Below are 26,664 nucleotides of genomic sequence, written 5' to 3'. Positions count from 1 at the left end.
CTCTCCTAACGAAGCTGCTGACCAGTGACAATATCAATAATACGGCTGGGGTTGCGATTCCCCCCGAGCGCACCGGGTACAATCCAGTCCAACTGGTCCCCGAAATAACGACGGACCTGCCAGGAATAGCGGGCAGGCTGTCGACCGGCCGGATTACAGGAGGTGGAAACCAGGGGCATATCAGCGGCCTCACATAAAGCACGCACTACCGGGTGGCTGCTGACCCGGACGGCGATGGAACTGTGACGGCCCCTCACCCATGCCGGAATCTGCCGTTCGACGTCCGGCAACAGACAGGTTACCGGACCGGGCCAGTGGCGCTCGGCCTCCCGCTGCAATTCGGCGGGCAGAGGATCAAGCAGGAAGCGAACCTGATCCACCGAAGAGGCCACCAGGATCATGCCTTTCTCCATGGGGCGCTGCTTCAGCTTGAGGATGCGCTCGACGGCGGGCAGATCCCATGGATCACACCCCAGCCCCCAAACGGCTTCGGTGGGGTAGGCGATAACACCGCCCCGGCGCAGGGTCTGGCGGGCGCAGTGTAACTGCCAGTTGCTGAGTGGTTGGTGAGGAGCTGCCATGCTGATGTTGTCAGAGTTGAATCGGGGTTGATCATTAAACCGGGCTCAGCCAATTCGCTGGAAACCTCCGGGAGCCGAACTCACAAGCCCCTGCAGTTCAAGCAGCAGCAGGGCCTGCATGAGCTGATCTGCCGGCAAGCCAGTGGCTAAGCTCAGTGCGTCTGTTGACTGGGGATCATACCCTAAAGCCTCAAATACCGCGATTTCGCGGCTGGCCAGACCATCCAGCCCGGGCGCTGCCTGCTCCTGTTTTCCAGAACTTTCAACGATCCCCGGCGACGGCTCGCTGGTGCCATCGGAGACTTTGTCGAGGGACCACCAGGTACCCAGTTCTTCGAGAATATCATCCACCGTTTCCACCAACCGGGCACCCTGCTTGATCAGATGGTGGCAACCCCTGGCGACCGGACTGTGCACCGAGCCCGGAATGGCAAATACCTCACGCCCCTGCTCCAGAGCCATCCGGGCGGTAATCAGGGAGCCACTCTTCAGTCCGGCTTCCACCACCAGTACCCCACGGCTCAGACCACTGATAATACGATTACGCTGAGGGAAGTGAGCGGCACGTGCCGGCGTACCGGGTGGGTATTCGGAGATCATCAGACCCTGGTCAATCACGCGCTCACCGAGCCGGCGATGCTGGCTCGGGTAGATCCTGTCCAGGCCGCAGCCAATAACCGCAATCGTCGGAAAGCCTGCATCGAGTGCTCCGGCATGGGCAGCGCCATCCACGCCCAAAGCGAGGCCACTGGTCACCAGAAGGTCCCGAAAACCGAGCTCGGCAGCAAAATTCCGGGCGTGATCCAGCCCCGCCCGTGTCGCGTGCCGGCTGCCGACAATGCCAATCTGCTCGCGACCTGACAGTGTCTGGTCGCCCCGGGTATAAAGCACCAAAGGTGCATCGTGAATATGCCGAAGGGCCTCCGGGTAATGCCCGTCTTCCCGGGTAAGGATGCCTATACCAAGCCGTTCACAGTCCTGCCAGATCCGAAAAACCTCTGCTACCACAGGATCACTCCGATCCCGTCGCTGCCATGACTTGATTGGAGCAGCTGCTTCAGCTGGCAGGCCGAGCGCCCTGAGCGTAGCCGCATTCATGGCCAGCAGGTCGGTCAGCTCCGGAGTCGCCGAAAGCACGGCATGCCGTCGACGAACACCAAACTTTGGCAGGCACGCAAACAGTACCCAGGCAGCTTCGGGACAGGAAAAAAGATCGGTGCACCCGGAACGGGCAGAGGGTCCGGAAAGAGATGGTTGTGTCACGGTTTCATCCTTGAAAACGAAAAAAGCCGGACCATCCTGGCCCGGCCATCCTTGTACCTTAACCGTCAGCGCATCACGGGTTGGTTACCTTGTCACCCACGGAAAGCGGACGGGTCGCCTGTAAAACGAGCCCGTAGCTCATCTTTTCGTACGCCTGGAAAATCATCATCAGGCCGGCTCGCTCAGACGGCAGTTCAATTGTCTCACCTGTGACCGGATCACGGACCATGTTGCCGCTCTTTAGCACCGCCATAACGTTGCCCGGCTTCAGTCCATTCCGTCTGCCACGATTGATAGCCACCACGTCGAACTGGCCAATCTGGGTGACACCGCCATCAACGGCGATCATCTGACCTTCAACCTGATCATCCGGAGAGCTGGGCGAAAAACTGGTGGAAATCGGACGGTTGATGTTGTTCAGCAGGCGGTCACCAATACGGATTTCCTGATTGGACTTGGTCAGTCGGAGCGTCAGAACATCGCCGTTTTCCGCGGTGACTGTGCCGGCACCGACACTGCGAGCCTCAAGACCCAGGAATTCGCCCGTTTCAGGATCAATGAATTCCTTGGTGCGACGGAAGATACCCACCTTGTCCGCGGGCTTGTCACCGCGGGCATAGATTCGATCGCCCGCGCCGGTGATGATCCGGCCATCCTCACCCTCAAGGACATAAGGGGCACCGTTAAGCTCTTCCGGTGTCACGATGCGGGTATCTGTCAGGAAGCTGCTGATAGCATCCAGTGGGATAGCCGGAATCGGGGTATCAATTCGTTCGGAGCGAACCTTGGGAGACAACTTGACCACACCATTGGTCGACACCTTGGTAATACGGGGCTTGCCGTCAATATAAACCAGGGCAAGACGATCACCGGGATAGATCAAGTGAGGGTTGGCCACCTGCGGGTTCACATGCCAGATTTCCGGCCAATACCACGGGTTGTTCAGAAAACGACCCGAAATATCCCAGAGGGTGTCACCCTTCACGACAGTGTAACGCTCGGGATGATCGGACCGCAGCTCCGGTGCAGCCTGAGCCAAGGGGGTGAACAGCAGCGTAAATGCTGCCAGAGCGTACAGCAGTTTCCTCATTGTGTAAGTCCTTGATCGCGTGCCTTGATACTTTGCATTCTGTTGGGATGCAGCATGATGTCTGCAGCTTATTACGTTGTTATTCCTGATACTATAGAAGAAGTCTGGGAATTTGTGATGTTATCTTTTGTTCTTCCAGTAAATTCTATCCCGCCGGTGAAAGATTTTAACTATTAACTGATCAGTTTGTACTCAATCGACGAATTGTTGGATAATAGAGGAATAGCGTTAACACTGCTTTCAGCCGTTGAAACCTGCGGCTGCGTCCCGATTATTAGTGAACGGGCGAATTTTTGCGCAGTACGCTTTCGCATTTTCGCGATCGCTTTCACTTGCTTGCAGAAATTTACACAAGTTACACGAGATGCAAACGTTAACTCAGTAATTCAGCCATACAGGTCAAAAGTACGAGCCACATGATACTAGATATTCTCGAATACCCGGATCCCCGTCTGCGCACCATCGCCAAGCCGGTCAGTGAGGTGACGGATGACATCCGCACGCTGATCGACGACATGTTCGAGACCATGTACGATGCGCCCGGCATTGGCCTCGCGGCTACCCAGGTGAACGTGCACAAACAGATCATTGTTATGGATCTGTCCGAGGACAAAAGTGAACCCCGCGTGTTCATCAACCCGGAGGTAGAAGTCCTCGATGGCGACCTGGAAGACATGCAGGAGGGCTGCCTTTCCGTACCCGGTTTCTACGAAGACGTCCGTCGCATCGAACATTGTATGATTCGGGCAATGGATCGTGACGGCACGGCGTTTGAAATTGAAGCCCGCGGTCTGCTCGCAGTGTGCATTCAGCATGAAATGGATCACCTGAACGGCAAACTCTTCGTGGATTACCTCAGTACGCTGAAGCGCAACCGGATTCGCAAGAAGCTGGAAAAACAGCACAAGCAGAGTGCCTGACCGGTAACCACGAAAGAAACGACGGAACCGTCAGAATAAGTGAACAGGATTCGGACCGGGTTATATAACCCGGTCTTTTCGTATTCAACGGAACAGAGACTTCAAAACTGTGCGACTCGTTTTTGCCGGCACCCCGGATTTTGCCGCCACCGCCCTGAAAGCCCTGCTCGGCACCCACCACACGGTTGTTGGGGTCTACTCCCAGCCGGACCGGCCAGCCGGTCGCGGCCGAAAACTGATGCCCAGCCCGGTCAAACAGGTGGCCCTGGAGGCAAGTATCCCGGTGTTCCAGCCGGAGAGCCTGAAAACGGACGAGGCTCAGCGGGAACTGGCGGACCTGGAGCCGGACGTTATGATCGTCGCCGCCTACGGCTTGATCCTGCCGAAGGCGGTCCTGAGCATTCCTGTCCACGGCTGCCTCAACATTCATGCCTCACTGCTGCCACGCTGGCGGGGCGCTGCGCCGATCCAGCGCGCCATTGCTGCCGGTGATGACGAAACCGGCATTACCATTATGCAAATGGATGAAGGCCTCGATACCGGCGCTATGCTGTTGAAAACACTCACAGCGATTGATGAAGACGATACCGGCGGCAGCCTCCATGACCGCCTCGCCGATTTCGGCGGCAAGGCCATTGTCGATGCCCTCAAATTGCTGGAAAAGGGCGAGTTGCGTGGCGAAACACAGAATGACGAACTGGCATGCTATGCCCGTAAACTGTCCAAGGAAGAAGGGCATATTGACTGGTCACAGGACGCCCTCGCCATTGAACGCCTGATTCGGGCCTTTAACCCCTGGCCCGGCACCTACACAGATCTCGAGCAACAGCGTGTCCGCATTCATGAAGCAAAAGCCCTGGCCGACGACAGTCGTAAGCCGCCCGGCACCGTGATACGGCGGGAACGGGAAGGCATCGACGTTGCCTGTGGCGCCGGCACTCTGCGCATCACACGCCTGCAACTTCCGGGTGCACGGGCCCAGAGCGTGAATGACCTGATCAACGGTGGCAAAGAGCTGTTGATGCCCGGACAGGAGCTGAACTGACATGGGCGACCACAACCAGCCCATACGCGCCGTCGCCGCCGGCGTTCTGCTGGCCGTGGAAAACGGCCAGTCCCTGTCCCAATGCCTGCCCCCTGCATTGAATCAGCTTGCACCGAATGAACGGCCCATTCTGCAAGCGCTTTGCTATGGAACCTGCCGATGGTTTCACCGTCTCGATAGCGAACTGCAGGCCAGGCTCAAGAAGCCTCTGCGAAAGCCGGACCGCATCGTCCATCACCTGATGCTGGTGGCGCTGTTTCAGTTACGCTTCAGCCAGCATGCTACCTACGCGATATTGAACGAATCTGTTGAAGCCTGCCGCGCCATCGACAGGTCCCATCTAACGGGTCTGGTGAACGGCGTTCTGCGGGCCGCAGAACGAGAAGGCGCTCCAGAGCCCAAAGACGATGCTGCCCGTTTCAGTCATCCGGTCTGGATGGTGGAGAAGCTCCGCCATAACTGGCCCCAAAACTGGCAGGAGATCCTCGAGGGTAACAATGCCCAGGCGCCGATGACGCTTCGGGTCAATTCGCTCCGCTTCAGCCGGGACAGTTATCTGGGCCTTTTGCAGGAAGCCGGTATCGAAGCCACACAAACCCGGTTCGCGCCTCATGGCATCCAGCTCGCCCATCCTGTCCCCGTAGACCTGCTGCCCTGGTTTGCCGATGGTGCTGTCAGTGTTCAGGATGAAGCCGCGCAACTGTGCACAACCTTGCTGGATCTGGCCCCCGGTCAGCGGGTGCTGGATGCCTGCGCCGCTCCCGGTGGAAAAACCTGCGCGATTCTCGAAGCCTGTGATGAACTGGACGAGGTGGTAGCCATTGATGAATCCGCCGACAGGCTGCCGCGAGTTCAGGAAAACCTGGACAGGCTGGACCTGCAGGCAACCCTGAAACAGGCCGACGCCGGCGATACTGATCAGTGGTGGGACGGCCAGGCGTTTGACCGCATTCTGCTGGATGTTCCCTGCAGTGCCAGTGGCGTTATCCGACGTCATCCGGACATCAAGCTGTTGCGCCGGGAATCTGACATTGTTCCGCTGGCCGCTATTCAGCTTGGCCTTTTGAACACAATGTGGTCTATCCTCAAGCCCGGCGGACGCCTGGTGTATGCGACCTGCTCGGTGTTCCCCCAGGAAAACCATCGTATAATCCAACGTTTCCGAAAACAGCAGGACAACGCCATCCTCGTTGAACCCGAGGTTCAGTGGGGAAGGGATATGGGCGCGGGGCGACAACTTCTCCCCGATCCGAACAGCCATGACGGCTTTTTCTACGCCGTACTGGAGAAACCCGAATCATGAAGATCCTGATCCTTGGTGCCGGCCAGGTGGGTGGCACACTGGCCGAAAACCTGGCCAATGAAGCCAACGACATCACTATTATAGACAGTGACGGGTCCCGGCTGCGTGAATTGCAGGACCGGCTCGACATCCGCACGGTCCAGGGCAAGGCGTCTTATCCGACGGCACTTCGGCAAGCCGGGGCCGAAGATGCGGACATGTTGATTGCAGTCACCAGCAGTGACGAGACCAACATGGTGGCCTGCCAGGTCACCAAGCTGCTTTATAAAACGCCGACAACGATCTGTCGTGTGCGCGCCAATGCCTACCTGGCGAAACCGGGTCTGTTCTACCTGAAAGACCAGAACAAAGAGCTGGACAGCCTGCGCGGTTTTCCCATCGACGTTCTGATCAGTCCGGAACACCTGGTTACCAAACATATTACCCGTCTGATCGAAAACCCGGGCGCCCTGCAGGTTCTCGAATTCTCGAAAGGCCTGACCCGCCTGGTCGCAATTCGAGCCATGAAGGGCGGACCTCTGGTTGGTCATGAGTTGTCTTATCTACGCGCCCATATGCCCCGCATTGATACCCGTGTGGCGGCTATCTTCCGGAAAGACCGGGCGATCATGCCCCAGGGTGACACGGTCATCGAGGATGGCGACGAGGTGTTCTTCATTGCTGCATCCGACCATATCCGGTCAGTGATGAGCGAGCTGCAACCACTCGTAAAGAACTACAAGCGCATTTTCATCTGTGGTGGTGGCAACATCGGTCAGCGGCTGGCCCACACCCTTGAAAACCGCTATCAGGTCAAGCTGTTGGAGCGGGACCACGAACGCTGCGTAATGCTTTCTGAGAACCTGCGCAAGACCGTGGTTCTTGAGGGCAATGCCGCCAACAAAGACATCCTGCTGGAAGAAAACATAGAGAATACCGATGTTTTCTGTGCAGTTACCAACGATGATGAAGCCAACATCATGGCCTCATTGCTGGCCAAGCGACTCGGTGCCCGCAAAGTTCTTACTCTGATCAACAACCCGGATTACGTGGACCTGATTCAGGGCGGCGACATTGATGTGGCCATTTCACCCCAGCAAACCACCATCGGCAGCCTCCTGACCCATGTTCGCAGAGGGGACGTTGTGAACGTTCACTCTCTGCGCCGGGGTGCGGCAGAGGCCATTGAAGCCATCGCCCATGGCGATCACCGCTCCTCCAAGGTGGTCGGCAAACGGCTGGATGAAATCAACCTGCCGGAGGGAGCCACTATCGGCGCAATCGTCCGGCACAATGAAGTCCTGATCGCCCACGATCACCTCCGGATCCAGCCCGATGACCACGTTATCCTGTTCCTTGTGGACAAAACGAAAATACGGGATGTGGAAAAACTGTTCCAGGTAGGTCTCACCTTCTTCTAGTTCAAAAACAAGGTTCTGAAGACCACTTAGAAATACCGCTTTGGCAAGCGTATAATGCGCCTTTTTCCAGAGTGCCCCGAGGGAATATCGGAGCGCCCCACACAGACTGATCAGTAGGCAGACGTCGTGACAGACAAGGCAACAAACAGCACAACTCCGGATATCAAGACCTTTCAGGGCTTGATTCTGGCCCTGCAGAATTTCTGGGCGCAGCACGGCTGCGTGGTACTTCAGCCACTGGACATGGAAGTGGGCGCCGGTACCTTTCATCCGGCCACTTTCTTACGAGCCATCGGACCAGAAACCTGGAATGCCGCGTATGTTCAGCCGAGTCGCCGCCCAACAGACGGACGCTACGGCGAAAATCCCAACCGCCTGCAGCATTACTATCAGTTCCAGGTGGTTCTGAAGCCGTCACCGGACAATATTCAGGAACTCTACCTGGATTCCCTGAAAGCCCTTGGGCTGGATCCGTTAGTGCACGACATCCGGTTCGTGGAAGACAACTGGGAATCACCGACCCTTGGTGCCTGGGGCCTGGGCTGGGAAATCTGGCTGAACGGCATGGAAGTGACCCAGTTTACCTACTTCCAGCAGGTCGGCGGTATTGAGTGCTATCCGGTAACCGGCGAGCTCACCTACGGGCTCGAGCGAATCGCCATGTACCTTCAGGGTGTGGACAGTGTTTACGACCTGGTTTGGACCGAAGGCCCGGATGGTGTCGTGACATACGGCGACGTTTTCCACCAGCAGGAAGTGGAGATGTCCACCTACAACTTCGAGCACGCGGATACCGAGTTCATGTTCCACAGCTTCGATGTCCACGAGCGCGAGAGTGCACGACTGATCGAAGCCGGCCTGGCCCTGCCGGCCTATGAGCAGGTCCTCAAGGCCTCCCATACCTTTAACCTGCTGGACGCCCGCCACGCCATTTCAGTGACCGAGCGCCAGCGTTTTATCCTGCGCGTACGTACCCTGGCCCGGGCGGTCGCCCAGGCTTACTTCGACAGCCGCCGCAAGCTTGGCTTCCCGCTCGCACCAGAGGCCCTGCGCAAGGAAGTCCTGGCAGCGGCAGACGCAGCCGAAGACAAGGCCAACGGCAAGAAAGCTAAAAAAGCGAAGAAGGCACAGCAGGAACAGGGGAACGCATAACCATGGCAACACAGGATTTTCTGGTCGAACTGGGCACTGAAGAGCTGCCTCCAAAAGCACTCAAGACACTGTCAAATGCGTTTACCCAGGGTATCACCAAGGGCCTGGAGGACGCCGGTATCGAATTCGGTAAAGTGGAAGCCTTTGCCGCACCACGTCGCCTGGCGCTTCGTGTGCGTGATCTGGCCGACGCGCAGCCTGACAAGCCGGTTGAAAAGCGTGGTCCGGCAGTAAAAGCTGCCTTTGATAACGCCGGCAACCCGACCCGCGCACTGACCGGTTTCGCTACCTCACTGGGCATCACCCTCGATCAGCTCGACACCCTGGAAACCGACAAGGGCGCCTGGGTGGTGTACCGCACCGTCGAAAAGGGCAAACCCACGGTTGAGTTGATGCCGGAACTGGTGGAGCAGTCCCTGGCGGCGCTGCCTATTCCCAAGCGTATGCGCTGGGGAGCACACCGGACCGAGTTCGTCCGCCCGGTGCACTGGGTGATCCTGCTGTTTGGCAACAAGGTGATCGAATCGCCAATCATGGGTCTGACCCCTGGCAACAAGACCCGCGGCCATCGCTTCCATTGCCCGAAGGCATTGATTGTTCCCACACCCGGCGATTACGAAATTGTGCTCAAGCAGGAAGGCTATGTCATTGCTGACTTCGCCGAGCGCCGGGAACTGATTCGTGCCGGCGTGGCTGAGCTGGCCGAGAGCGAAGCCGGCGGCAAGGCGGTGATCGACGAAGATCTGCTGGACGAAGTCACCGCCCTGAACGAATGGCCGGTGCCACTGATGGGCCGCTTTGAAGAACGTTTCCTGGCCGTGCCGGCTGAAGCGCTGATTTCTTCCATGAAGGAACACCAGAAATACTTCCACGTGGTCGCCGCGAATGGCGAGATGCTGCCCCTGTTCATTACCGTGGCCAACATCGAGAGCAAGGATCCGTCACAGGTCATCTCAGGTAATGAGAAAGTAATCCGGCCACGTCTGGCGGACGCCGCCTTCTTCTACGAAACCGACCGCAAGACCCGCCTGGAAGATCGTATCGACCAGCTCAAGCCGATCGTGTTCCAGGAGAAGCTGGGCAGCATCTACGACAAATCCGTACGTGTGGCCGCCCTGGCCAGCAAGATCGCCGATGCCATGGGCAGCGATCCAACACTGGCGGAGCGCGCCGCCATGCTCGCCAAGACCGACCTGGTCACTGAGATGGTGCTGGAATTCACCGATCTTCAGGGCATCATGGGCCAGTATTACGCCACCAACGACGGCGAAGCTGAAGACGTCGCCAAGGCCCTGAACGAGCAATACATGCCCCGGTTTGCCGGCGACGATCTGCCCACCACGCTGACCGGCTGTGCCATCGCCATCGCCGATCGCCTGGATTCCCTGGTGGGTCTGTTCGGCATTAACCAGCCTCCGTCGGGTACCCGTGATCCGTTCGCCCTGCGTCGTGCGTCCCTGGGGGTGCTGCGCATCATCATTGAACGCGAGCTGCCGCTGGATCTGCAGACATGCTGTGAGTGGGCAGAAGAGAACTTCACAGTGCTGACCGAGAACAACACCGCTTCGACCGTGGTGGATTACATGCTCGAGCGCTTCCGTGCCCATTACGACGAGCTGGGCATTGGCGCCGAGGTTTATCTCGCTGTGCACGCCCGGCGTCCGACCCGCCCACTGGACTTTGACCGCCGCGTGAAGGCCGTGGAAGCCTTCCGCCAGCTTCCCGAGGCCCAGGCGTTGGCCGGTGCCAACAAGCGGGTGTCCAACATCCTGACCAAACAGGGCGGCGACAGCATTGGTGAGACAGTAGACAGCAGCCTGCTGCAGGATGCTGCCGAGCACGCCCTGGCAGAGCAGGTAAACCAGCAGGCCGACAAGGTGTTGCCGCTGTTCGAAGCAGGCGACTACGCCAGTGCACTTCGCTCCCTGGCCAGCTTGCGGGAACCGGTGGACAACTTCTTCGATGAGGTCATGGTGATGGCCGAAGATGACGCCATCCGGAACAATCGTCTCGCACTGCTGAACCGGCTGCGCAATCTGTTCCTGCGGGTAGCGGACATTTCCCTGCTGCCGACGACAGGCTGAAGCGGAAAGAGGCAGGAGGAACCAGAGCGCAATGCTGATCATCCTCGACCGGGACGGGGTCATCAACGAGTACGATGGTAACTACATCTGCTCCGCCGATGAATGGCACCCCATTCCCGGCAGCATCGAGGCGGTGGCCCGGCTATGCAATGCCGGTCACCGTATTGCCATCGCAACGAACCAGTCGGGAATCGCCCGGGGTTACTATGACACCGATGAGCTCGATGCCATGCACGACAAGCTGGAACAGCTGGTAGAGGCAGAAGGTGGCTGCATCGATTTCATCGCCTACTGCCCCCATCATCCGAATGACCAGTGCGACTGTCGCAAGCCCCTGACCGGCCTGCTCACGCAGATCCGTGATCACTTCCACCTTGACGCCCTGAAGGGCGCCATTATGGTCGGGGACAGCCGCAAGGACCTGGAAGCCGGCTTCGCCGCAGGCTGCCAACCAGTGCTGGTGCGAACCGGCAACGGGGAGGATACCGAACGCCATCTCGACGCCAGGCCCATTCCCGGTGCTCAGGTAACGATCTACGACAATCTCGGCAAATTCACCGATGCGCTTTTAGCGGCAGAGGGCTGGTAAAACCAAGTCGAATCCGTATAATACCGGCCGTTGATCGGCGTGTGGCGCAGCTTGGTAGCGCACTTCGTTCGGGACGAAGGGGTCGCAGGTTCGAATCCTGCCACGCCGACCACTTTCCCGCATTCTGTTTTTTTCCTAGTCAATCAAAACCCCCGGATTCAGCATGCCCTGCGGATCCAGCGTCTTCTTGGTCGAACGCAGCACCTGCGCAAACAGGTCCGGTCGTTGCCGGTCGTATCCCGGTCGATGATCCCTACCGACGGCATGGTGATGGGTGATGGTACCGCCAAGGTTGATCAGAGTTTCCATGACCGCCGCCTTGATGGCATCCCACTGGCAGACCTGATCGCCTGGACGCCCCGGAGCAATCACCGTGTAGTAGGGTGCGGGGCCGTCAGGATACACATGGGTAAAACGGCAGGTGACAACGGCCTTGCCACAGGTTTCCTTGACCACACGATTAACCGTCTCCATAACACCGGCATGAAAGGCCTCAAACTGATTCCAGGTAATGGCGGTTTCGAAGGTTTCCGCCACCATACCCAGCCGAATCAGCGCATCCCGCATGTAAGGCGCCCGGATGAACTGCTGTCGCCATTCGCCAGCCTGCGCCGAGTCTGAAGCCCGAGGTGTCTCCGGCTGAGGCTCACCACCGCAGCCGGTAACAATCTCCATGGCCCGTGTCATGGCGGCGTCCACCGGGTGGTCAGCCGATTCAAACCCGATGATGAGCATGTGTTTACCGCCACTTCCGATACCGTTAATCATGGCTTCCATGGCATCGATCAAACGGCAATTGGTGGGGTAAAGACCGGACTGGGACAACTGTCTGACGGCCTCCGCGCCCTTCAGAAAGGACCGGAAATGAACCGTTCGGGATGCCTTGTAAACCGGCCTGTCCTGCAACCGCATCCAGGCGCCGGTGATGAACCCGAGCGTGCCTTCGGAACCCAGAAACAACCGGTCCGGCGAGGGGCCGGCGCCGGAACCCGGCAGTCTTCGACTTTCCAGAGTGCCGCTGGGAGTGACCACCCTTGCCGATTCCACCAGGTCATCAATATGCGTATAAAGCGTGGCAAAATGCCCTCCTGAACGGGTCGCAATCCAACCGCCCAACGTCGAGAATTCAAAAGACTGGGGATAGTGGCGCAGCGTCAGCCCCTGGTTACGTAACTGATTCTCCAACGCAGGCCCATAGATGCCTCCCTCAATAAACGCAGCCCGGGAAGTTCGATCAATCTCGGTAATGCGGTTGAAACGCTCCATGTCGACGGTGATGGTGCCCGGCCAGTCCCGGTCATAGCGATGCTCGGTACCACCGACCACGCTCGACCCCCCACCGTAGGGAATCACGGCCGCGCCGGCGTCACTGGCAAAACTGAGCACGTCCACAAGTTCCTGTTCGTTACCAGGGCGGGCAATCAGATCCGGCGCACAGCGGAAGTCTCCGTTCAGGCCGCGGACGATGTCCCGAAAGGATTTGCCATAGGTATGATTAGCCCGGTCATGGCGATCACTGGACAGAAGCCCGGCCAGTGAATCCGGTGGCGACAGTCGGGAGTCGGGCAAATTGAGATCGGCGAGATCAGGGATCGCCTGTGGACTTGCCTCAGTGGCCCCAAACTGCATGGACAGCAATCGCTGGAGCTGTTGAATCTCGCTGCTTTGATAAGCGTTTTCTTCGTATCCCCAACCCCAGAAGCTTCTCGTTGGCACGGCACTGGTTCCTTGATGCAGAACGATCTAGTGAGTCTAGACTAAGCTCGCACTACAATAGCGACTCTATCGGCAACAACGAATACAGAAAGAGCAACATACGCTTCAAGGGCCCAGTGCCGGGATCATGATCGTACCGGATGATCTGATCGCCGTTCCGCTCGATCCACTGCAAACCTCCATCCTCGTCCAGCACGAGTTCATAGGCGGCCAATGGCACCTCTTCATCGAACCGGGTTTCCATAACAGTGGCCAGTCTCCGGCTCTCAATGATAAATCCGAGCTCGGTGTTGATATGGGTGGAGCGGGGATCAAAATTAAACGACCCGACAAACAGGGTTTTGCCATCGACCACAAACGTTTTGGCATGAAGACTTGATGAGGAGCTCCCGGTAAGGCCGGACTGCAGGTCCTCCTCAACTGAGTCCTCACCTGCCAGTTTGCGCATTTCAAACAGCTCGACACCAGCTTTCAAAAGCGGCTTTCGGTATTTTGCATAGCCAGCATGGACCAGCGCCACGTCATTGGCTTCGAGGGAATTGGTCAGCACACGAACCTCAACGCCTGCCTGTTCTAGCTTCCGGAACAGATCGAGGCCGGAGTCGGTGGGAATAAAATAGGGCGATACCAGAGTCACGGATTTTTCAGGTTGCCCCAGAGCGAGGGAAAGTTGCCGGCTCAGCAATCCGTCTGCCACACCTTTGCCCTGCGCCTTGGCCGGATCATCACTCACCATCGTTACCGGGTCCCAGCTGAACGCTAACTCCTGATCCAGCAATCGCTGCAGAAATTGCGAGCGCCGCACTGCACGGACATACCGGCTGGCGGCAGAGTGGTCGTCGAGCTGGCTGACCTCTTCCACCAGTTGCGCCAGGTCAGCTTCATCTGCCTCAGGTAAAAGCTGCCAGACCGGATAGGCCAGGGCACTGGACCAGTACCGGTCGAAATCCCTCGAAACATCGGCCACCACCGGTCCGATCGCAAGCACATCAAGGTCAGCAAACAGGGCACCATGGCCGGCACCAAAATACTCGTCGGCGATATTGCGTCCGCCGACGATGGTGGCCTGGTTATCCGCCGTAAATGATTTGTTATGCATGCGATGGTTCAGGCGCGAAAAATCAGTGAGATAGCCAAGCAGTTTGGGACTTCGTATTGCGAACGGGTTAAACAGACGAACTTCGATACCGGTATGGCTATCCAGTGCAGCCAGCGGTTCATCGAGTCCTGAGATGCCATTATCATCGAGTAACAGACGAACCCGGACACCTCGTTCCGCCGCCCGATAAAGGGTATGAAACAGTATTTTCCCGGTAATATCGTAACGCCAGATATAGTACTGGATATCCAGGGACGTATCGGCGGCTTCTGCCAGCAGGGCCCGGGCCGCAAAGGCATCGTAGGGATTGTTGAGCATGATGATGCCACTCAGGTCCGGATGTTCTCCGACGCTGGGAGCAATCGCACGACCCAACCGCGTATCCACCGTTTGCCGGGGCGTTACCGCTTCACTTTCGGGACGTTCCGCCAAGGGCGGCAAAGCGCAGCCAACAAGTGCTGTCATCAATACCAGTAAAACGGTTGTACAGAGATTTCGCCGAACAACCGTATCTGACAGAGCACCATCTCTCTTGGGCATAAACTACCGCACAGGTCGGGGCTTTCATCCGGGATTACCTGATCATGGCACACCCGATATCCGTTGGCCTCAATTTTGATGGCACCCTGAAGGAAAGTGCGCTCTGCACAAAGACATCCAGAAACGTCGTGCAAGTTATATCTAAATAATCTAACGTTAGAACTGGATGTTTGGTAGGATTTGATATATCTCAGGAAGCGCACAGAACAAAGACAAGAGGCACAAGGTATGGCGAACGACGCAGCACCAAACGCACCGGTGAAGACTCACACTGTGGTTATTGTAGGAGGCGGAGCGGCAGGTATTTCAGTCGCTGCGAGCCTGCACAAGCGGGATCACACGCTCGACATTGCGATCGTCGAACCCGCCACCAAGCATCATTACCAGCCCGGATGGACGATGGTTGGTGGTGGCGTTTTCAGACCCGAGGTCACGTCAAAGCCGATGGCGGAGGTTATGCCCCGTTTCGTGACCTGGTATCAGCAACCGGCAGCGTCGGTGGATCAGGATCAGAACAGGGTGGTTCTGGCAGACGGCAAGGCACTGGAGTACGACGCTCTGGTGCTGGCGCCCGGCCTTGAACTGAACTGGGGCGGCGTTGAGGGCCTTGAGCAGGCCCTCGGCCAGAACGGCGTTACCTCCAACTACCGGGAAGGTATGGCCAGTTACACCTGGGAGATGGTTAAAAAACTGAAGCAGGGTCGCGCCCTGTTCAGTCAGCCCCCTATGCCCATCAAGTGTGCCGGCGCACCCCAGAAAGCCATGTACCTGTCCGCTGACTACTGGCTGAAGCATGAGGTCCTGAAAGACGTGGATGTTCAGTTTCACAACGCTGGCGCCGTGTTGTTCGGCGTCCCGGATTACGTTCCGGCCCTGCAATCCTACATTGATCGCTACGGCATCGACGTGAAGTTCCAGAGCAATCTGGTGGCAGTAAACGGCGCTGCACAAAAAGCCACATTCCGGGTTACCGATGCCGACGGCAGAACCGAAGACCGCGAAACAGGCTTCGATATGCTTCACGCCGTCCCCCCTCAACGCGCACCGGCACTGATCCGGGAATCCACCCTGGCAAACGAGGGTGGGTGGCTGAATCTGGAAGACGACACACTCCGCCACAAAAACTATGCAAATATCTTCGGCCTTGGGGACGCCAGCGGTACCGGAAATGCCAAAACTGCAGCGGCCGTTCGCAAACAGGCGCCGGTGGTCGCGGAAAATCTGTTATCGACACTGAGAAACGAGCCGCTGAAAGCTGCCTACCTTGGTTACGGATCCTGCCCGTTAACGGTGGAAAACGGCCGTATTGTACTCGCCGAATTTGGCTACGGCGGCGTTCTGCAACCGAGCTTCCCCCAGTGGTTGAACGACGGTACCCAGGCCACACGAGCCGCGTGGTGGCTCAAGGCGAAACAGCTGCCAACCCTGTACTGGCATGGCATGCTGAAAGGACATGAGTGGCTGGCGAAGCCGGCCCAGAGATAGAAAAACCCGGAAGCAAAACCCAGGGCTCGAATAAAGCCGGGACAAATGCAGTCCCGGTTTTTTTTGATCTCAAATCCCGCAAAAACCGCACGACAGAAACATAGAAATCCCACCAGCTGGACGAGGTTCGGGTCATAGACTGTAATCTGTGTCAGGATTGACGGCTTTCCCGGCCGCGGTCTGTCCGCAAGACCATCAACATAGTGGCGAGCCAAAGGCAATCACATACCACGTTCAGAGCATTTGAATGACCAGCGACGCTATTGAAAGACAGCGACTAGCCGCCCTGGAGCGCCTCGGCATTATCGATACGCCCCCGGAAGAGCGTTTTGAACGCCTGACCCGAATTGCCCGCCAGTACTACCAGGTAAAAACTGCCCTGTTCTCAATACTGGACGCAGAACGCCAGTGGTTTAAATCGCGCCAGGGACTCGATTTCGGCGAATCACCACGCTCTGTCGCCTTTTGTGATTATGCCATCCGGCAAGACAAGATCTTTGTCGTGGAAGATGCAACCAGAGATCCCAGGTTTCGGAAAAACCCCTTCGTTACCGGTGCTCCGCATATCCGGTTTTACGCAGGCATGCCGGTCCGGGAACCAACGGGGTTCAAGATTGGCACCCTGTGCATTATTGATGATCGGCCCAGGCACTTCGGCGAGATTGATCTGGACGTACTTCGTAATCTTGCCAGCATCATTGAGGATGAACTCGAGCGCGCCTACCTGTCCGATCATGACAGCGAGTATGTACAGGTGTCCCACATGAGCCGGGCTATTCACCGTGCCCAGAATGTCTTCCTGACCAGCAACAGCGAACGGGCTGCATTTGAACAGATGCTGAACGATCTGTTGTCCCTGACCGGAAGCCAGTTCGGGTTTATCGGTGAGGTATTGCACCGGGAATCCGGCGAACCGTATCTGAAAATCGGTGCCATCACCAACATCGCCTGGAACCCGGAAACCCAGGCGCTCTATCAGCAGGTTGAGCGCCGGGGAATGCTGTTTGAACGGCTGGACAACATACTCGGGCAACCCCTGATGACGGGGGAGGTTATTGTTTCTCACGACATGGCACATGATTCGAGGCGGGGCGGGCTGCCATCGGGCCATCCCAGCATTGATGCCTACATCGGTATTCCGGTTTTTTCCGGAGACCGGCAGATAGGGCTCATCGGACTGGCCAATCGTCTTGGCGGTTACAATAAGAGGCTGGCCAACGAGCTGGAACCGCTATTACAAACGTTGGGCAACCTTATTGAACGCAAGCGTCTGTATCAGGAAAAGCGGGACCATCAAAAACGGCTGGAGCAAGCCGCCAATTTTGATGCCCTGACCGGTCTGCCCAACCGCAGGCGGCTGACAGAACTTTTCGAGCAGGAACTCCATGATGCGAACCTTCGCAACGGCAAGGTTTCTGTCTGTTTTATTGACCTGGACGGCTTTAAAGAGATCAATGATGAACACGGCCATTCCGTCGGGGATGCGGTGCTGAAAAGCATTGCCCAGCGACTGGAATCCACGGTACGCAGTCATGATGTTGTTGCGCGCCTTGGTGGTGACGAGTTTGTCGCCATCCTCAGGGATGTAGAAGAATCCGGGGTTTATGCCCGACTGCTCGAGATAATTCGCCTGCCCATCAGCTACAAACATTTTGTTTTGCATTTATCTGCCAGCATGGGCGTAACAGTTTACCCCGATGACAATGTCGATACGGATCTCTTGCTGCGTCACGCTGATCAGGCCATGTATGCAGCCAAGGAGTCCGGCAAGAACAGCTACAAGGTGTTTGATCTGGATAACCATCTGACCCGAAAGGAACGAGTCCGGGTTCTGGAGCAAATCGAAGGTGCGCTGGAGGCTAACCAGCTGGAACTTTATTACCAGCCCAAAATAAGCTTCCGGAACCGGGCCGTGGAAGGCTTTGAAGCCTTGATCCGGTGGAATCACCCGGAAGAGGGTCTGTTGAGCCCGGCGCATTTTCTGGAACAGATCGAGTATACGGAATACGCCCGAACGGTTGGTCTGTTTGTCCTGCACTCTGCCGTTGAGGTCATCGAAGGGTTTATTGAACAGGGCCTGCCTTACTCAGTCAGCATCAATCTCAGCCCCTCTCACTTTCTGAGTGAATTGTTTCGGGCGGATATAACAGACGCTCTCAACGACTGCCTGCCGGAGGTTCGGTCGAGACTGATTATCGAGATTCTTGAAACCACCGCCCTGGATGATGCAGAGACGGTTATTGAAAATCTCAGGATATGCCGGGATCTTGGTGTGGATATCTCGCTGGATGATTTCGGAACCGGTTACTCCTCTCTCAATTATTTCCGGAAACTGCCAGCCCAGGAAATCAAAATTGACCGATCATTCGTAAAGGATATGCTGAGGGCTAGCGATGACAGCATGATTGTTCAGGCTATCCTGAGTTTATCCCACAGCTTTAAGCGCCGAACCGTTGCCGAAGGCATTGAAACCCCTGAACTGGAGGCCCGGCTGATTGAGCTGGGTTGTGAAATCGGGCAGGGCTTTCTATACAGTCGGCCGGTCCCCCTTTCTGAAGCACTGGAATGGGCAAACGGCTTTATTTGGGGCAGCCATCACACTGACCTGGATCGCGCTTAAGACACCGGTGAGGAAACAAATGCCTTTGTCCACGGAAACCAGACTGCAAGCCATTCTCGACGGTACCGGTGCCGGGACCTGGGAATACAATCTGGATAACGGTGAAGCCATTTACAATGACAGGTGGGCGAGCATGCTGGGTTATTCCCTGGAGGAGCTCTCACCTCTTTCTTTCCAGACCTGGGAAAAACTCTGCCACCCGGAAGATCTTGGTCCCGCAAATAAAGCCCTCGAGCGTTATTTGAGCGGAGAAGAATCGCAGTTCGAGTGCGTCATCCGTTTGATGCATAAAGACGGAGAATGGCGCTACATACACACACGGGGGATGTTGCTCGGCAATGACAAGGGTGACCAGTCGCGGTGGTTGATGGGGACCCATCTGGATGTAACCAGGGAGAAGCAGAGCCAACACCAGCTTGAGCGATTGACCGAGTCTGTGCCAGGCATCATTTACACCTTCGTGCGGGAGCCGGATGGACAATTTCATTTTCCCTATGTCAGCCGGAAAATCGAGGATCTCTACGGGCTGTCAGCCGAGCAGGCCATTGCATACCCGAACATGATGTTTGAAACCGTGCATCCCGACGACCTGCGACGTGTTCACGAATCGATTAACCTGTCTGCTGAGTCGCTCCGGGAGTGGGTCTGTGACTACCGCGTCGTGGTCGACGATAGTGTCAAATGGGTCCGGGGGATCTCCAGACCCGAGCGAGATACTGACGGCAGAGTTACCTGGCATGGAGTGATTACCAACATCGACGACCAGAAACGCCTTGAACTGGAGCTGGAGCACTTGTCGATTACCGATGAGTTAACGGGGCTTTATAACCGTCGGTATATGCTCCACAAGCTGGAGGAATCCGCCGCAGAGAACGAACGCTACGGAGGTAATTTCTCGGTTATATCGCTGGATATCGATTTCTTCAAGATCATCAACGATTCATGGGGACATCCGACAGGCGATACCGTGCTCCAGACCTTCGCAGAGCTGATCCGGAAACGGACGCGGAAATCTGACATCATCGCCCGGACAGGTGGCGAAGAATTTATCATATTGATGCCGAACACCGTGTTAACCGATGCGCAACAGGTCGCAGATTCCCTGAGAACTGCCCTGGCGGCAGAAGAATTTGTCAGCGACGAGGGAGAAACATTCAGCGTCACGCTCAGTGCAGGAGTGGTAAGCTGGTCTGATGATATGGCCACGGTAAGGAACCTGCTTTCTGTGTGTGACCAGTCCCTGTACGAGGCCAAACGAGCGGGTCGAAATCGTGTGGTGGTCAGTGGTCAAAAAACACAGAACTGATCCCCGCCGGAAAAATCCCGTATCTGACTGGCTACAATAACCATTAGCGGAGAATACTATGATTGGATACGTCACTATCGGCGTGAGTGATATGGAAAGAGCAAAGGCGTTCTATGCGGAACTGCTGAGCGATCTGGGTGCCAAGGTACTGCTGGATATGGGCCGCATCGCGTTTATCGGAAAAAACATGGGCTCCCCCATGCTCGCCGTGTGCACGCCCTTCAATGGGGAACCCAATCATCCGGGGAATGGCAACATGCTGGCAATTCACCCTGGCCCAAAAGAAGCGGTCGATGCGCACTACCGTAAGGCTATTGAGCTTGGCGCAACCTGCGATGGCGAACCGGGGCAACGCATCCCTGACCAGTTCTACGGAGCATACGTGAAGGATCCGGACGGCAACAAGCTGGCATTCTTCCACTTCGGTTAATCACAAAAAGCTCTCTTCGGAGAGCTTTTTAAATCGGCTGCTCCTGAAACCACCAGCCGGGGAGCAGATTCCGCACCGGTGGTCTCAGGAAGCGATCATCAATCAGCCAGATCACGCCTTCATCCTCCGGTGTCCGGATCACCCGGCCCGCCGCCTGGGCCACTTTCTGCAGTCCGGGAATCAGATAGGTGTAATCATACCCGGCACCAAATCGCTGCTGCAGCCGATCCTTGAGAATCTCGTGCCAGGGATCAAACGGTGGCAGGCCAAGGGTGGCAACAAACGCACCGATCAGCTGGTCGCCCGGCAGGTCGATGCCTTCACTGAACACCCCGCCCAGCACCGCAAAGGCAACGCTGCCGGACGCTTCCCGAAAGCCTGCAAGGAAATCCGTACGCTGCTGCGGACTCATACCCGGATGCTGGGCCCGTTGCGGGACATCCGGCGCCCCCACGGCGAGCGCCTCGCTCACATCGTTCAGATATTTGAAGCTACTGAAAAACGCCAGGTAATGGCCTGGTCGCTCCCGGAACTGCTGCGCAATCAGCTGGGCAATGGGCTGCGCCGAGGCCTGCCGGTGGGCCTGCCGGGTACTGATCCGGGGCGTAAAGTTCACCTGTAACTGATCTGCCGTGAACGGGCTCGGCAATGAAGTAAACCGGCTGCCTTCGGGCAGGCCCAACAGATCCCGGTAATAGACACCGGGGCTAAGAGTGGCAGAAAACAGCAGCACCGAACTGGCCGCCTCAAACCGTTCCCGCAGGAAGTCCGCCGGCACCAGATTCTGGATGGTGAGGCTTGCGCGGCCCCGGCCTTCGCGCCGGAACTCGCACAGGGAATGGTCCCCGAACGAATCCGCCAGCTTCATGAACGCTACCGATTCAAACAACAGTTCCTGCAGCGCGAGATCGGGTGGGTTCTCGGCCAGAAAATCGGTCAGGCCAGAGACCAGCCCCAGCAGACTGCCAGTCACGGCAGACGGCAGACTGTCGAGGAACGCCGGTGCGTCGCCGGCGTCCGACTGGTCCCGGATCACGCCCTGCCAGGCCCGGGCCATACGATCCAGATGCAGCTTCAGGACCTTGGGCGCGGTTTTCCGGATCCGCAGCAACCGCTGCTGGTCGAGGCGAACGGAATACATACCCCGGCCCCGGTCCACCAGGTTGTGGGCTTCGTCCACCATCACTGCCGCACGCCACTGGTTCTGCCGGATCAGACCGTGGAGCAGGGCAGACTGGTCAAACATCCGGTTCACATCGCCAATCACCACATCGCACCAGCGCGCCATCTCCTGGGCCAGAAAGTACGGACAGATTTCGTGGCCCAAGGCGATCTTCGACAGCACCTCCTGAGTCAGGGTAGCGCCCGCCTGAACCGCTTCCGCGCGCGCGTCCGGCAAGCGGTCAAAGAACCCTTTCGCCAGTGGACAGGATTCCCCATGGCAGGCCTTGTTCGGGTGCTCACAGGCATCGTCCTTCGATACCAGTTCCAGGGTTCGCAAGGGCCAGAATTCGGGCGTGCGCTGGGCCGCGCGCAGGCGTCTGATCGCATCCACGGCCAACTGCCGTGCGGTATTGCGGCAGGTGAGGTAATACAGTCGATCCTGGCGGGCAGCGGGCAGCGCCATCAGGGCCGGAAACAGGGTACCCAGGGTTTTGCCCAGACCGGTGGGCGCCTCCAGCAACAAGGTGCCGGATTTCACCGAATTCTTGTACACGGTTTCTGCCAGCTGACGTTGCCGCGGTCGAAAGTCCGAAAACGGAAAACGCAGACCGGACAGCCGGGCATCTCGCAGTTCCCGGTGGTGCTCTTCCTGCTCCGCCCAGGCCCTGAACTGCTTGCACAGGACTTCAAGTTCCTGCCAGAGTTCCCCGGCCGTGGCGGTCTCTGTCACCGGCGTTTCCCTGTCTTTGCCGGTGTCATAGTAGACCAGCGCCAGCTCCAGAGTCTTCAGATTTTCCTGACGGCAGAGCAGGGCTCCATAGGCCCGTAACTGGGCCCGGTGGAGGGCACGCTGATGCCCCCGAATACGGGACAGATCTCCCCGGTGGGTCTTGATTTCTTCCAGCCGGCCACGATGTGGATTATAGACATCGGCTCGCCCGGAAAGCTTTATTCCCAGGCACTCTCCGGTAAGTAAATACTCGCTTTTGTAGCCATAACCACGCCGGGACTGAATCGCCTGATGCCCGGCAATGCCCTCCTCGGAGCTGGGCGCTGGCGTATAGCGAAAGTCCAGATCACCGCGCCGGGCGGTGAACTCACACAGCGTGCGAACAGCAACCTTCATTCAGGATCTCCGCTCGTCTGCCAACGCACATAACAGACGCTCGCCGGGATACCCTCGCTGGCGAAGAACCCGAGCCAGCGAGTCTGGTGGTCCTGCAGTCGGTCCCCCGGGCCTTTCACTTCAATCATCTCGTAACGCGCGTCACTTTCCCGGTGATCAGGATGAAACTGGATCAGATCCGGAAAGCCACTGCGGTGTTCCTTCAGATTGAGCAATAAACGCTGAAACAGGGTCCGGAGGTGGGCCGGCGAAATACAGTCCAGAGCCAGCACCAGGAGATCCTCGTTGATCACCGGCCAGACTACAAACGGATTGGCAATGCCCTGTTTGGCGGCGAAGTTGTCCAGGATTCGCTGTCGATAACTGCCGTCTTCAAGGTGTGCAAAGCACCGGTCGAACGATGCCCGGCGCCGGTCCACAAAATCCTCACGGGTCAGGTCGGCGGGACCAACATGGAAGGGGTGAAAAAAGGCACCGGGGATGGCCTCAAAAACGGTCTGCCAACACAGTAACCCGAACAACCCGTTGATCAGTGTGTTCTCCACATAGAACACCGGTGCGTCGTCCCGCCACAAGTGTTGCTGTACCGCGAACTCCACCGAGCCCTGCAAAGGCTGCGGCAGCGTCAGGGTAAATTCCCTGATAGCGGTCGGTGTCGGCACTGGCGGAGAGGTCTCATTCACTTTCGGGGCCAGTCGTTTCAATATCCGCGCCAGACCCTGGGCTTCGGCATCGCTCAGCTGCCCGGTCTGCCAGTCGGCGGCAATGGCCCAGGCTACCCTGAACCTTTTCATCCGTTCCAGCAGCCGAAGCTGTTTCAGGCGCGCCTCCCGATGACCACTGGCTGCAAGCGCTTCCAATGCAAGTTCACGCTCACCTTGCCGTTCCGCCTGCCGGCCAAGCTCCAGCAAGAGCCGATCCCGGCGGCTGGTGAGCCAGGGGTTATCAGCAGGGGGCGGCACCTCGGGCCACACCTGACGAGCAGGCACCCCCTCATCCAGCCATTCACGGCACTGGTGCATGGCCAGGTAACAATCCACATCCTGACGCTTGTCAAAGGCCCGTGAGTCTGTTGAGAAGGTGACCGGTTCGTAGCGCTGGTGGCCCAGCTCCACCAGAACGAAATCAGACCAGTTCTGGCGCAGATTGCCGAAGAACATCAGGCGAATCCGGTCAAATAGGGCCATGTGGTTGAGCCGAACAACCGGAGGCCCCGCTTCGCCGAGCCAGTCGGCGAGTGGACGCGAATCGGAAAACCGCGGCTGTAATGCCTCAAGCATTCGCGCCTTGGGCAGGGTCCGGGGCAATTCCTGTTCCTTACAAGCCTCTGCGAAGACCGGCCGCAGCTCACCGAGTGTGTACAGGCGGAACAGCTGGTCCAGGGGAAGCAGCGGGCGGGCATCCAGCCAGTCGTCGGCAATAAGCTCATCAAGCGCTTCTGACTCAGGCACCGTCAATTCCGGATAGCTCAGCTTGTCGGAACGGAAAAGCTCGCCGGACCGCATCACCATCCGGGTTAACAAGGCCCGTGCCGGGACAGACAGGTTCAGGAAGGATTTCAACCAGCGGTGTTCCGACCCGGTCAGCAAATCCGCGTGGTGATTCAGCACCCAGCCGACAACCGTCTCCATGTTCTCAAGGTAATAGAGCGGATTTTCAAGATCCGCTGTACCCGGCTGCCTGTGCATTGGAGTCCGTGTGGCCATGGCCTGGGCTGTCCTTCCTCGCGTCTGATTCAGAGAGTGGCCTGTCGCAAATGACCCGAGCAGGCTGCGACAACGTATCGAATGGCTCGATTACAGGAGAATGTCATGACGGCACCCATCTTGATTACCGGCGGCGGACAGCGTATTGGCCTGGCCTTTGCCAAAGCCTGTCTGGAACAAAGCCAACCCGTTATCGTTACCTATCGCACCTATCGGCCGGCGGTTGACGCGCTGCAGAAAGCGGGCGCCCAGTGCATCCATGCGGATTTTTCCACGAATGAAGGGATCGATGCGTTTATCAAAACGCTCACCGGAAAAACCGATCGTCTGAGAGCTATTATTCACAATGCCTCGGACTGGATGCCAGAAACCGACGGCGCCGATCCGACCGAAGTAATGGATGCGATGATGCAAATTCATGCCATGACCCCGTATCGCCTGAATCTGGCCTTCCGGGCATTACTGGAAAACAGCGACACCCCGACCGACATTATCCATATGACCGACTACGTGGTCGAAAAAGGCAGCGCGAAGCACATTGCCTACGCCGCCAGTAAGGCAGCTCTGGCAAACCTCACTCTCTCGTTTTCCCGATTACTCGCCCCACGGGTCAAGGTTAACAGCATTGCGCCTTCGCTGATCATGTTCAATGGGAGCGACGGTCATGCCTATCGGGCAAAGACACTGAAGAAATCACTGCTGGGGATAGAACCGGGTGAGGAGGTGGCGGTAAAGACACTGTGGTTCCTGCTCGATAATCCTTACATCACAGGGCGAACGCTGCCACTGGACGGAGGCCGTCACCTGGTGTGACGGGCTCAGATGCCCACGTCTGAAGGGTACAGCTGAACACCCGCGATCTTCCACGCCCCCTCCACCAACACCATTCGGTAGTAAGCATCCCAGCGTTTGCCTTCAGGTCCCTGCAATTTCACCACCTGGATATCAAACGTGCCGTGGGGCACCCGCTCATCAAACTCGATGGCCGTGGCCTGGTGAACGGCGGGGTAGGCCTGCCTCACCATATCAAGAAACACGTCAGAAGAGCCGAAACGTTGCTTGATGCCTTCAGACGCAAACGCCCAGGCTGCCTCAGGTTCATTGTTGGCGAACGCCTCAATCTGCATGAGGATCGCTTCCCTGATGTCCTGATCACTTTCATCGGCAAGCGGCTGCATCGGCCAGAGCAACAATAAGGCGGCCAAGAGACTGCCTGTCAAAGACATCGGTAATGCCCAGCTTTTTGCAACATTGGAAACCATGAACCGGCCCTCCTGATTATATTTTAGACAATACGGGGACCCCGGGCCCATGGATTCCGTTAGCGCCCCCTTTCCGGCCAGATCAGTTCCATCAGGGCCCGACGACGGGGGTCAGGGAATACCACCGTGCGATCGGATCGTTCGTTTTCGAGAACCTCACCAAGCGCCCGAAACAGAAGTCTCAAAGCCAGGAGATCGTAGGGATCGTCCAGCTCAGCGAGCTGCGCTGCCCGAGTTAAATCGACTTTATTAATATCGCTCAAAAAATGACCTGAAGAATGGCGTTGCACGTAGAAATACTTACGACACCCAACGCGAGGAAGATTCCCGATGCACATGACGCTCAGAAAGCTGAAAGCAAGGAAGCACGACACCGTTACCCTGCTGGAAATCGTTTCCATGGAGGGGCGCTATTACATGGCACGTTTCTACATCGATGGCTCAGGCTATATTCTCACTGACGAAAACGACCACGTACTGATGTTTTCAGGCGCCTGTGCCACACGGGAAGTGTTCCACGACCTTCACGTTGAGCATGTCGATGTGCTGCCTCCCACCGGCACCGACGAGATGATCGGTATGCCCGATACGAGTTCAGAGCCAATGCGCGTTCCCTTCTGAGAAACAGTCGCTCCAGGTCGCCGAGGCCAGCCCAGGCCTCTGACACCTGCGTCCTCATCTCCGGCCATCGTCGGCCCTGAATCGACAGCATTTGTCGCACCACTTCCTTAAAGTGATCTCACACACCCTTTCTCGGTGTAAACGGTCCGATTTTGTTACCAG

Annotated in this window: 22 protein-coding genes and 1 tRNA gene; 14 read left to right on the top strand and 9 right to left on the bottom strand. The window is 57.4% G+C overall.

Features of this window, described 5'->3' with window-relative positions:
* Window positions 1-5 precede the first annotated feature (5 nt).
* The 3 genes from KFJ24_RS15650 to KFJ24_RS15640 form a co-directional block, all read right to left on the bottom strand.
* Window positions 6-581 (bottom strand): L-threonylcarbamoyladenylate synthase, encoded by a 576-nt coding sequence (locus KFJ24_RS15650; RefSeq protein ID WP_250832022.1) that lies wholly within the window; start codon window positions 579-581, stop codon window positions 6-8.
* Window positions 582-626: 45 nt separating this feature from the next.
* The gene (gene dprA / locus KFJ24_RS15645; RefSeq protein WP_434968024.1) at window positions 627-1,844 is read right to left on the bottom strand and encodes a DNA-processing protein DprA; all 1,218 of its coding nucleotides are present in this window, start codon (window positions 1,842-1,844) and stop codon (window positions 627-629) included.
* Between the two features lie 73 nt (window positions 1,845-1,917).
* Window positions 1,918-2,934 carry a LysM peptidoglycan-binding domain-containing protein gene (locus KFJ24_RS15640; RefSeq protein ID WP_250832021.1) on the bottom strand — a complete coding sequence of 339 codons (1,017 nt, stop codon included), beginning with the start codon at window positions 2,932-2,934 and terminating at the stop codon, window positions 1,918-1,920.
* 416 nt (window positions 2,935-3,350) lie between these two features.
* On the opposite strand from KFJ24_RS15640, the gene def reads away from it, so the two are divergent.
* The 8 genes from def to KFJ24_RS15600 all read left to right on the top strand — a co-directional run bounded on the left by def (window position 3,351) and on the right by KFJ24_RS15600 (window position 11,539).
* Window positions 3,351-3,854: a peptide deformylase gene (def, locus tag KFJ24_RS15635; protein WP_250832020.1), complete on the top strand. Its 504-nt coding sequence runs from the start codon at window positions 3,351-3,353 to the stop codon at window positions 3,852-3,854.
* 109 nt (window positions 3,855-3,963) lie between these two features.
* Window positions 3,964-4,899 carry a methionyl-tRNA formyltransferase gene (fmt, locus tag KFJ24_RS15630; RefSeq protein WP_250832019.1) on the top strand — a complete coding sequence of 312 codons (936 nt, stop codon included), beginning with the start codon at window positions 3,964-3,966 and terminating at the stop codon, window positions 4,897-4,899.
* A gap of 1 nt (window position 4,900) precedes the next feature.
* Window positions 4,901-6,202, top strand: a complete 1,302-nt coding sequence (gene rsmB / locus KFJ24_RS15625; protein ID WP_250832018.1) for a 16S rRNA (cytosine(967)-C(5))-methyltransferase RsmB — start codon at window positions 4,901-4,903, stop codon at window positions 6,200-6,202.
* Entirely contained in the window at window positions 6,199-7,602 is a 1,404-nt protein-coding gene (gene trkA / locus KFJ24_RS15620) for a Trk system potassium transporter TrkA (RefSeq protein WP_250832017.1), read from the top strand. The genes rsmB and trkA overlap by 4 nt, the downstream gene beginning before the upstream one ends.
* Window positions 7,603-7,728: 126 nt before the next feature.
* On the top strand, window positions 7,729-8,754 hold the full coding sequence (glyQ, locus tag KFJ24_RS15615; protein WP_250832016.1) for a glycine--tRNA ligase subunit alpha: 1,026 nt from the start codon (window positions 7,729-7,731) through the stop codon (window positions 8,752-8,754).
* 2 nt (window positions 8,755-8,756) lie between these two features.
* Window positions 8,757-10,838, top strand: coding sequence for a glycine--tRNA ligase subunit beta (gene glyS, locus KFJ24_RS15610; RefSeq protein WP_250832015.1), 2,082 nt, complete (start codon window positions 8,757-8,759; stop codon window positions 10,836-10,838).
* A 31-nt stretch (window positions 10,839-10,869) separates the two neighbouring features.
* Entirely contained in the window at window positions 10,870-11,427 is a 558-nt protein-coding gene (gmhB, locus tag KFJ24_RS15605) for a D-glycero-beta-D-manno-heptose 1,7-bisphosphate 7-phosphatase (protein WP_250832014.1), read from the top strand.
* Window positions 11,428-11,462: 35 nt separating this feature from the next.
* Window positions 11,463-11,539: transfer RNA gene (locus KFJ24_RS15600), tRNA-Pro, on the top strand.
* Between the two features lie 23 nt (window positions 11,540-11,562).
* Here KFJ24_RS15600 and KFJ24_RS15595 read toward each other — a convergent pair.
* Both KFJ24_RS15595 and KFJ24_RS15590 read right to left on the bottom strand, forming a co-directional pair.
* Window positions 11,563-13,143, bottom strand: a complete 1,581-nt coding sequence (locus tag KFJ24_RS15595; protein ID WP_250832013.1) for an FAD-binding oxidoreductase — start codon at window positions 13,141-13,143, stop codon at window positions 11,563-11,565.
* 52 nt (window positions 13,144-13,195) lie between these two features.
* A complete protein-coding gene (locus KFJ24_RS15590; protein ID WP_434968023.1) occupies window positions 13,196-14,782 on the bottom strand; it encodes a phospholipase D family protein in 1,587 nt (528 codons plus the stop codon).
* A 228-nt stretch (window positions 14,783-15,010) separates the two neighbouring features.
* On the opposite strand from KFJ24_RS15590, the gene KFJ24_RS15585 reads away from it, so the two are divergent.
* From KFJ24_RS15585 to KFJ24_RS15570, 4 genes are all read left to right on the top strand, one after another.
* Window positions 15,011-16,267, top strand: coding sequence for an NAD(P)/FAD-dependent oxidoreductase (locus tag KFJ24_RS15585; RefSeq protein ID WP_250832012.1), 1,257 nt, complete (start codon window positions 15,011-15,013; stop codon window positions 16,265-16,267).
* Window positions 16,268-16,514: 247 nt separating this feature from the next.
* Window positions 16,515-18,887, top strand: coding sequence for a sensor domain-containing phosphodiesterase (locus KFJ24_RS15580; protein WP_250832011.1), 2,373 nt, complete (start codon window positions 16,515-16,517; stop codon window positions 18,885-18,887).
* Between the two features lie 19 nt (window positions 18,888-18,906).
* Window positions 18,907-20,193, top strand: a complete 1,287-nt coding sequence (locus tag KFJ24_RS15575; protein ID WP_250832010.1) for a sensor domain-containing diguanylate cyclase — start codon at window positions 18,907-18,909, stop codon at window positions 20,191-20,193.
* 58 nt (window positions 20,194-20,251) lie between these two features.
* Window positions 20,252-20,623 carry a VOC family protein gene (locus tag KFJ24_RS15570; RefSeq protein WP_250832009.1) on the top strand — a complete coding sequence of 124 codons (372 nt, stop codon included), beginning with the start codon at window positions 20,252-20,254 and terminating at the stop codon, window positions 20,621-20,623.
* A gap of 28 nt (window positions 20,624-20,651) precedes the next feature.
* Here KFJ24_RS15570 and KFJ24_RS15565 read toward each other — a convergent pair whose 3' ends face one another.
* Together KFJ24_RS15565 and KFJ24_RS15560 are read right to left on the bottom strand one after the other, a co-directional pair.
* Entirely contained in the window at window positions 20,652-22,913 is a 2,262-nt protein-coding gene (locus KFJ24_RS15565) for an ATP-dependent DNA helicase (RefSeq protein WP_250832008.1), read from the bottom strand.
* On the bottom strand, window positions 22,910-24,619 hold the full coding sequence (locus KFJ24_RS15560; RefSeq protein WP_250832007.1) for a VRR-NUC domain-containing protein: 1,710 nt from the start codon (window positions 24,617-24,619) through the stop codon (window positions 22,910-22,912). The genes KFJ24_RS15565 and KFJ24_RS15560 overlap by 4 nt, the downstream gene beginning before the upstream one ends.
* 105 nt (window positions 24,620-24,724) lie before the next feature.
* On the opposite strand from KFJ24_RS15560, the gene folM reads away from it, so the two are divergent.
* On the top strand, window positions 24,725-25,432 hold the full coding sequence (gene folM / locus KFJ24_RS15555) for a dihydromonapterin reductase (protein ID WP_250832006.1): 708 nt from the start codon (window positions 24,725-24,727) through the stop codon (window positions 25,430-25,432).
* Between the two features lie 5 nt (window positions 25,433-25,437).
* Here the strand turns inward: folM and KFJ24_RS15550 are convergent, their stop codons facing one another.
* A complete protein-coding gene (locus KFJ24_RS15550; protein WP_250832005.1) occupies window positions 25,438-25,881 on the bottom strand; it encodes a DUF4864 domain-containing protein in 444 nt (147 codons plus the stop codon).
* A gap of 59 nt (window positions 25,882-25,940) precedes the next feature.
* Window positions 25,941-26,144: a hypothetical protein gene (locus KFJ24_RS15545; protein WP_250832004.1), complete on the bottom strand. Its 204-nt coding sequence runs from the start codon at window positions 26,142-26,144 to the stop codon at window positions 25,941-25,943.
* Window positions 26,145-26,211: 67 nt separating this feature from the next.
* Between KFJ24_RS15545 and KFJ24_RS15540 the strand changes: the two genes are divergently transcribed.
* Entirely contained in the window at window positions 26,212-26,502 is a 291-nt protein-coding gene (locus KFJ24_RS15540) for a DUF6482 family protein (RefSeq protein WP_250832003.1), read from the top strand.
* The last annotated feature ends 162 nt before the right edge of the window (window positions 26,503-26,664 follow it).

Source organism: Marinobacter sediminum (assembly GCF_023657445.1).
Taxonomy (GTDB): domain Bacteria; phylum Pseudomonadota; class Gammaproteobacteria; order Pseudomonadales; family Oleiphilaceae; genus Marinobacter; species Marinobacter sediminum_A.
The sequence above is the reverse complement of the archived record's forward strand: the minus strand, read 5'-3'. Positions and strand labels throughout refer to the sequence as shown.

Bases quoted from the DNA above. Each gene is read 5' to 3' on its own strand.
- KFJ24_RS15650 (WP_250832022.1), bottom strand. From the start codon at position 581: ATGGCAGCTCCTCACCAACCACTCAGCAACTGGCAGTTACACTGCGCC.
- KFJ24_RS15640 (WP_250832021.1), bottom strand. From the start codon at position 2,934: ATGAGGAAACTGCTGTACGCTCTGGCAGCATTTACGCTGCTGTTCACC.
- def (WP_250832020.1), top strand. From the start codon at position 3,351: ATGATACTAGATATTCTCGAATACCCGGATCCCCGTCTGCGCACCATC.
- rsmB (WP_250832018.1), top strand. From the start codon at position 4,901: ATGGGCGACCACAACCAGCCCATACGCGCCGTCGCCGCCGGCGTTCTG.
- trkA (WP_250832017.1), top strand. From the start codon at position 6,199: ATGAAGATCCTGATCCTTGGTGCCGGCCAGGTGGGTGGCACACTGGCC.
- glyS (WP_250832015.1), top strand. From the start codon at position 8,757: ATGGCAACACAGGATTTTCTGGTCGAACTGGGCACTGAAGAGCTGCCT.
- gmhB (WP_250832014.1), top strand. From the start codon at position 10,870: ATGCTGATCATCCTCGACCGGGACGGGGTCATCAACGAGTACGATGGT.
- KFJ24_RS15590 (WP_434968023.1), bottom strand. From the start codon at position 14,782: ATGCCCAAGAGAGATGGTGCTCTGTCAGATACGGTTGTTCGGCGAAAT.
- KFJ24_RS15585 (WP_250832012.1), top strand. From the start codon at position 15,011: ATGGCGAACGACGCAGCACCAAACGCACCGGTGAAGACTCACACTGTG.
- KFJ24_RS15580 (WP_250832011.1), top strand. From the start codon at position 16,515: ATGACCAGCGACGCTATTGAAAGACAGCGACTAGCCGCCCTGGAGCGC.
- KFJ24_RS15575 (WP_250832010.1), top strand. From the start codon at position 18,907: ATGCCTTTGTCCACGGAAACCAGACTGCAAGCCATTCTCGACGGTACC.
- KFJ24_RS15570 (WP_250832009.1), top strand. From the start codon at position 20,252: ATGATTGGATACGTCACTATCGGCGTGAGTGATATGGAAAGAGCAAAG.
- KFJ24_RS15565 (WP_250832008.1), bottom strand. From the start codon at position 22,913: ATGAAGGTTGCTGTTCGCACGCTGTGTGAGTTCACCGCCCGGCGCGGT.
- KFJ24_RS15560 (WP_250832007.1), bottom strand. From the start codon at position 24,619: ATGGCCACACGGACTCCAATGCACAGGCAGCCGGGTACAGCGGATCTT.
- folM (WP_250832006.1), top strand. From the start codon at position 24,725: ATGACGGCACCCATCTTGATTACCGGCGGCGGACAGCGTATTGGCCTG.
- KFJ24_RS15550 (WP_250832005.1), bottom strand. From the start codon at position 25,881: ATGGTTTCCAATGTTGCAAAAAGCTGGGCATTACCGATGTCTTTGACA.
- KFJ24_RS15540 (WP_250832003.1), top strand. From the start codon at position 26,212: ATGCACATGACGCTCAGAAAGCTGAAAGCAAGGAAGCACGACACCGTT.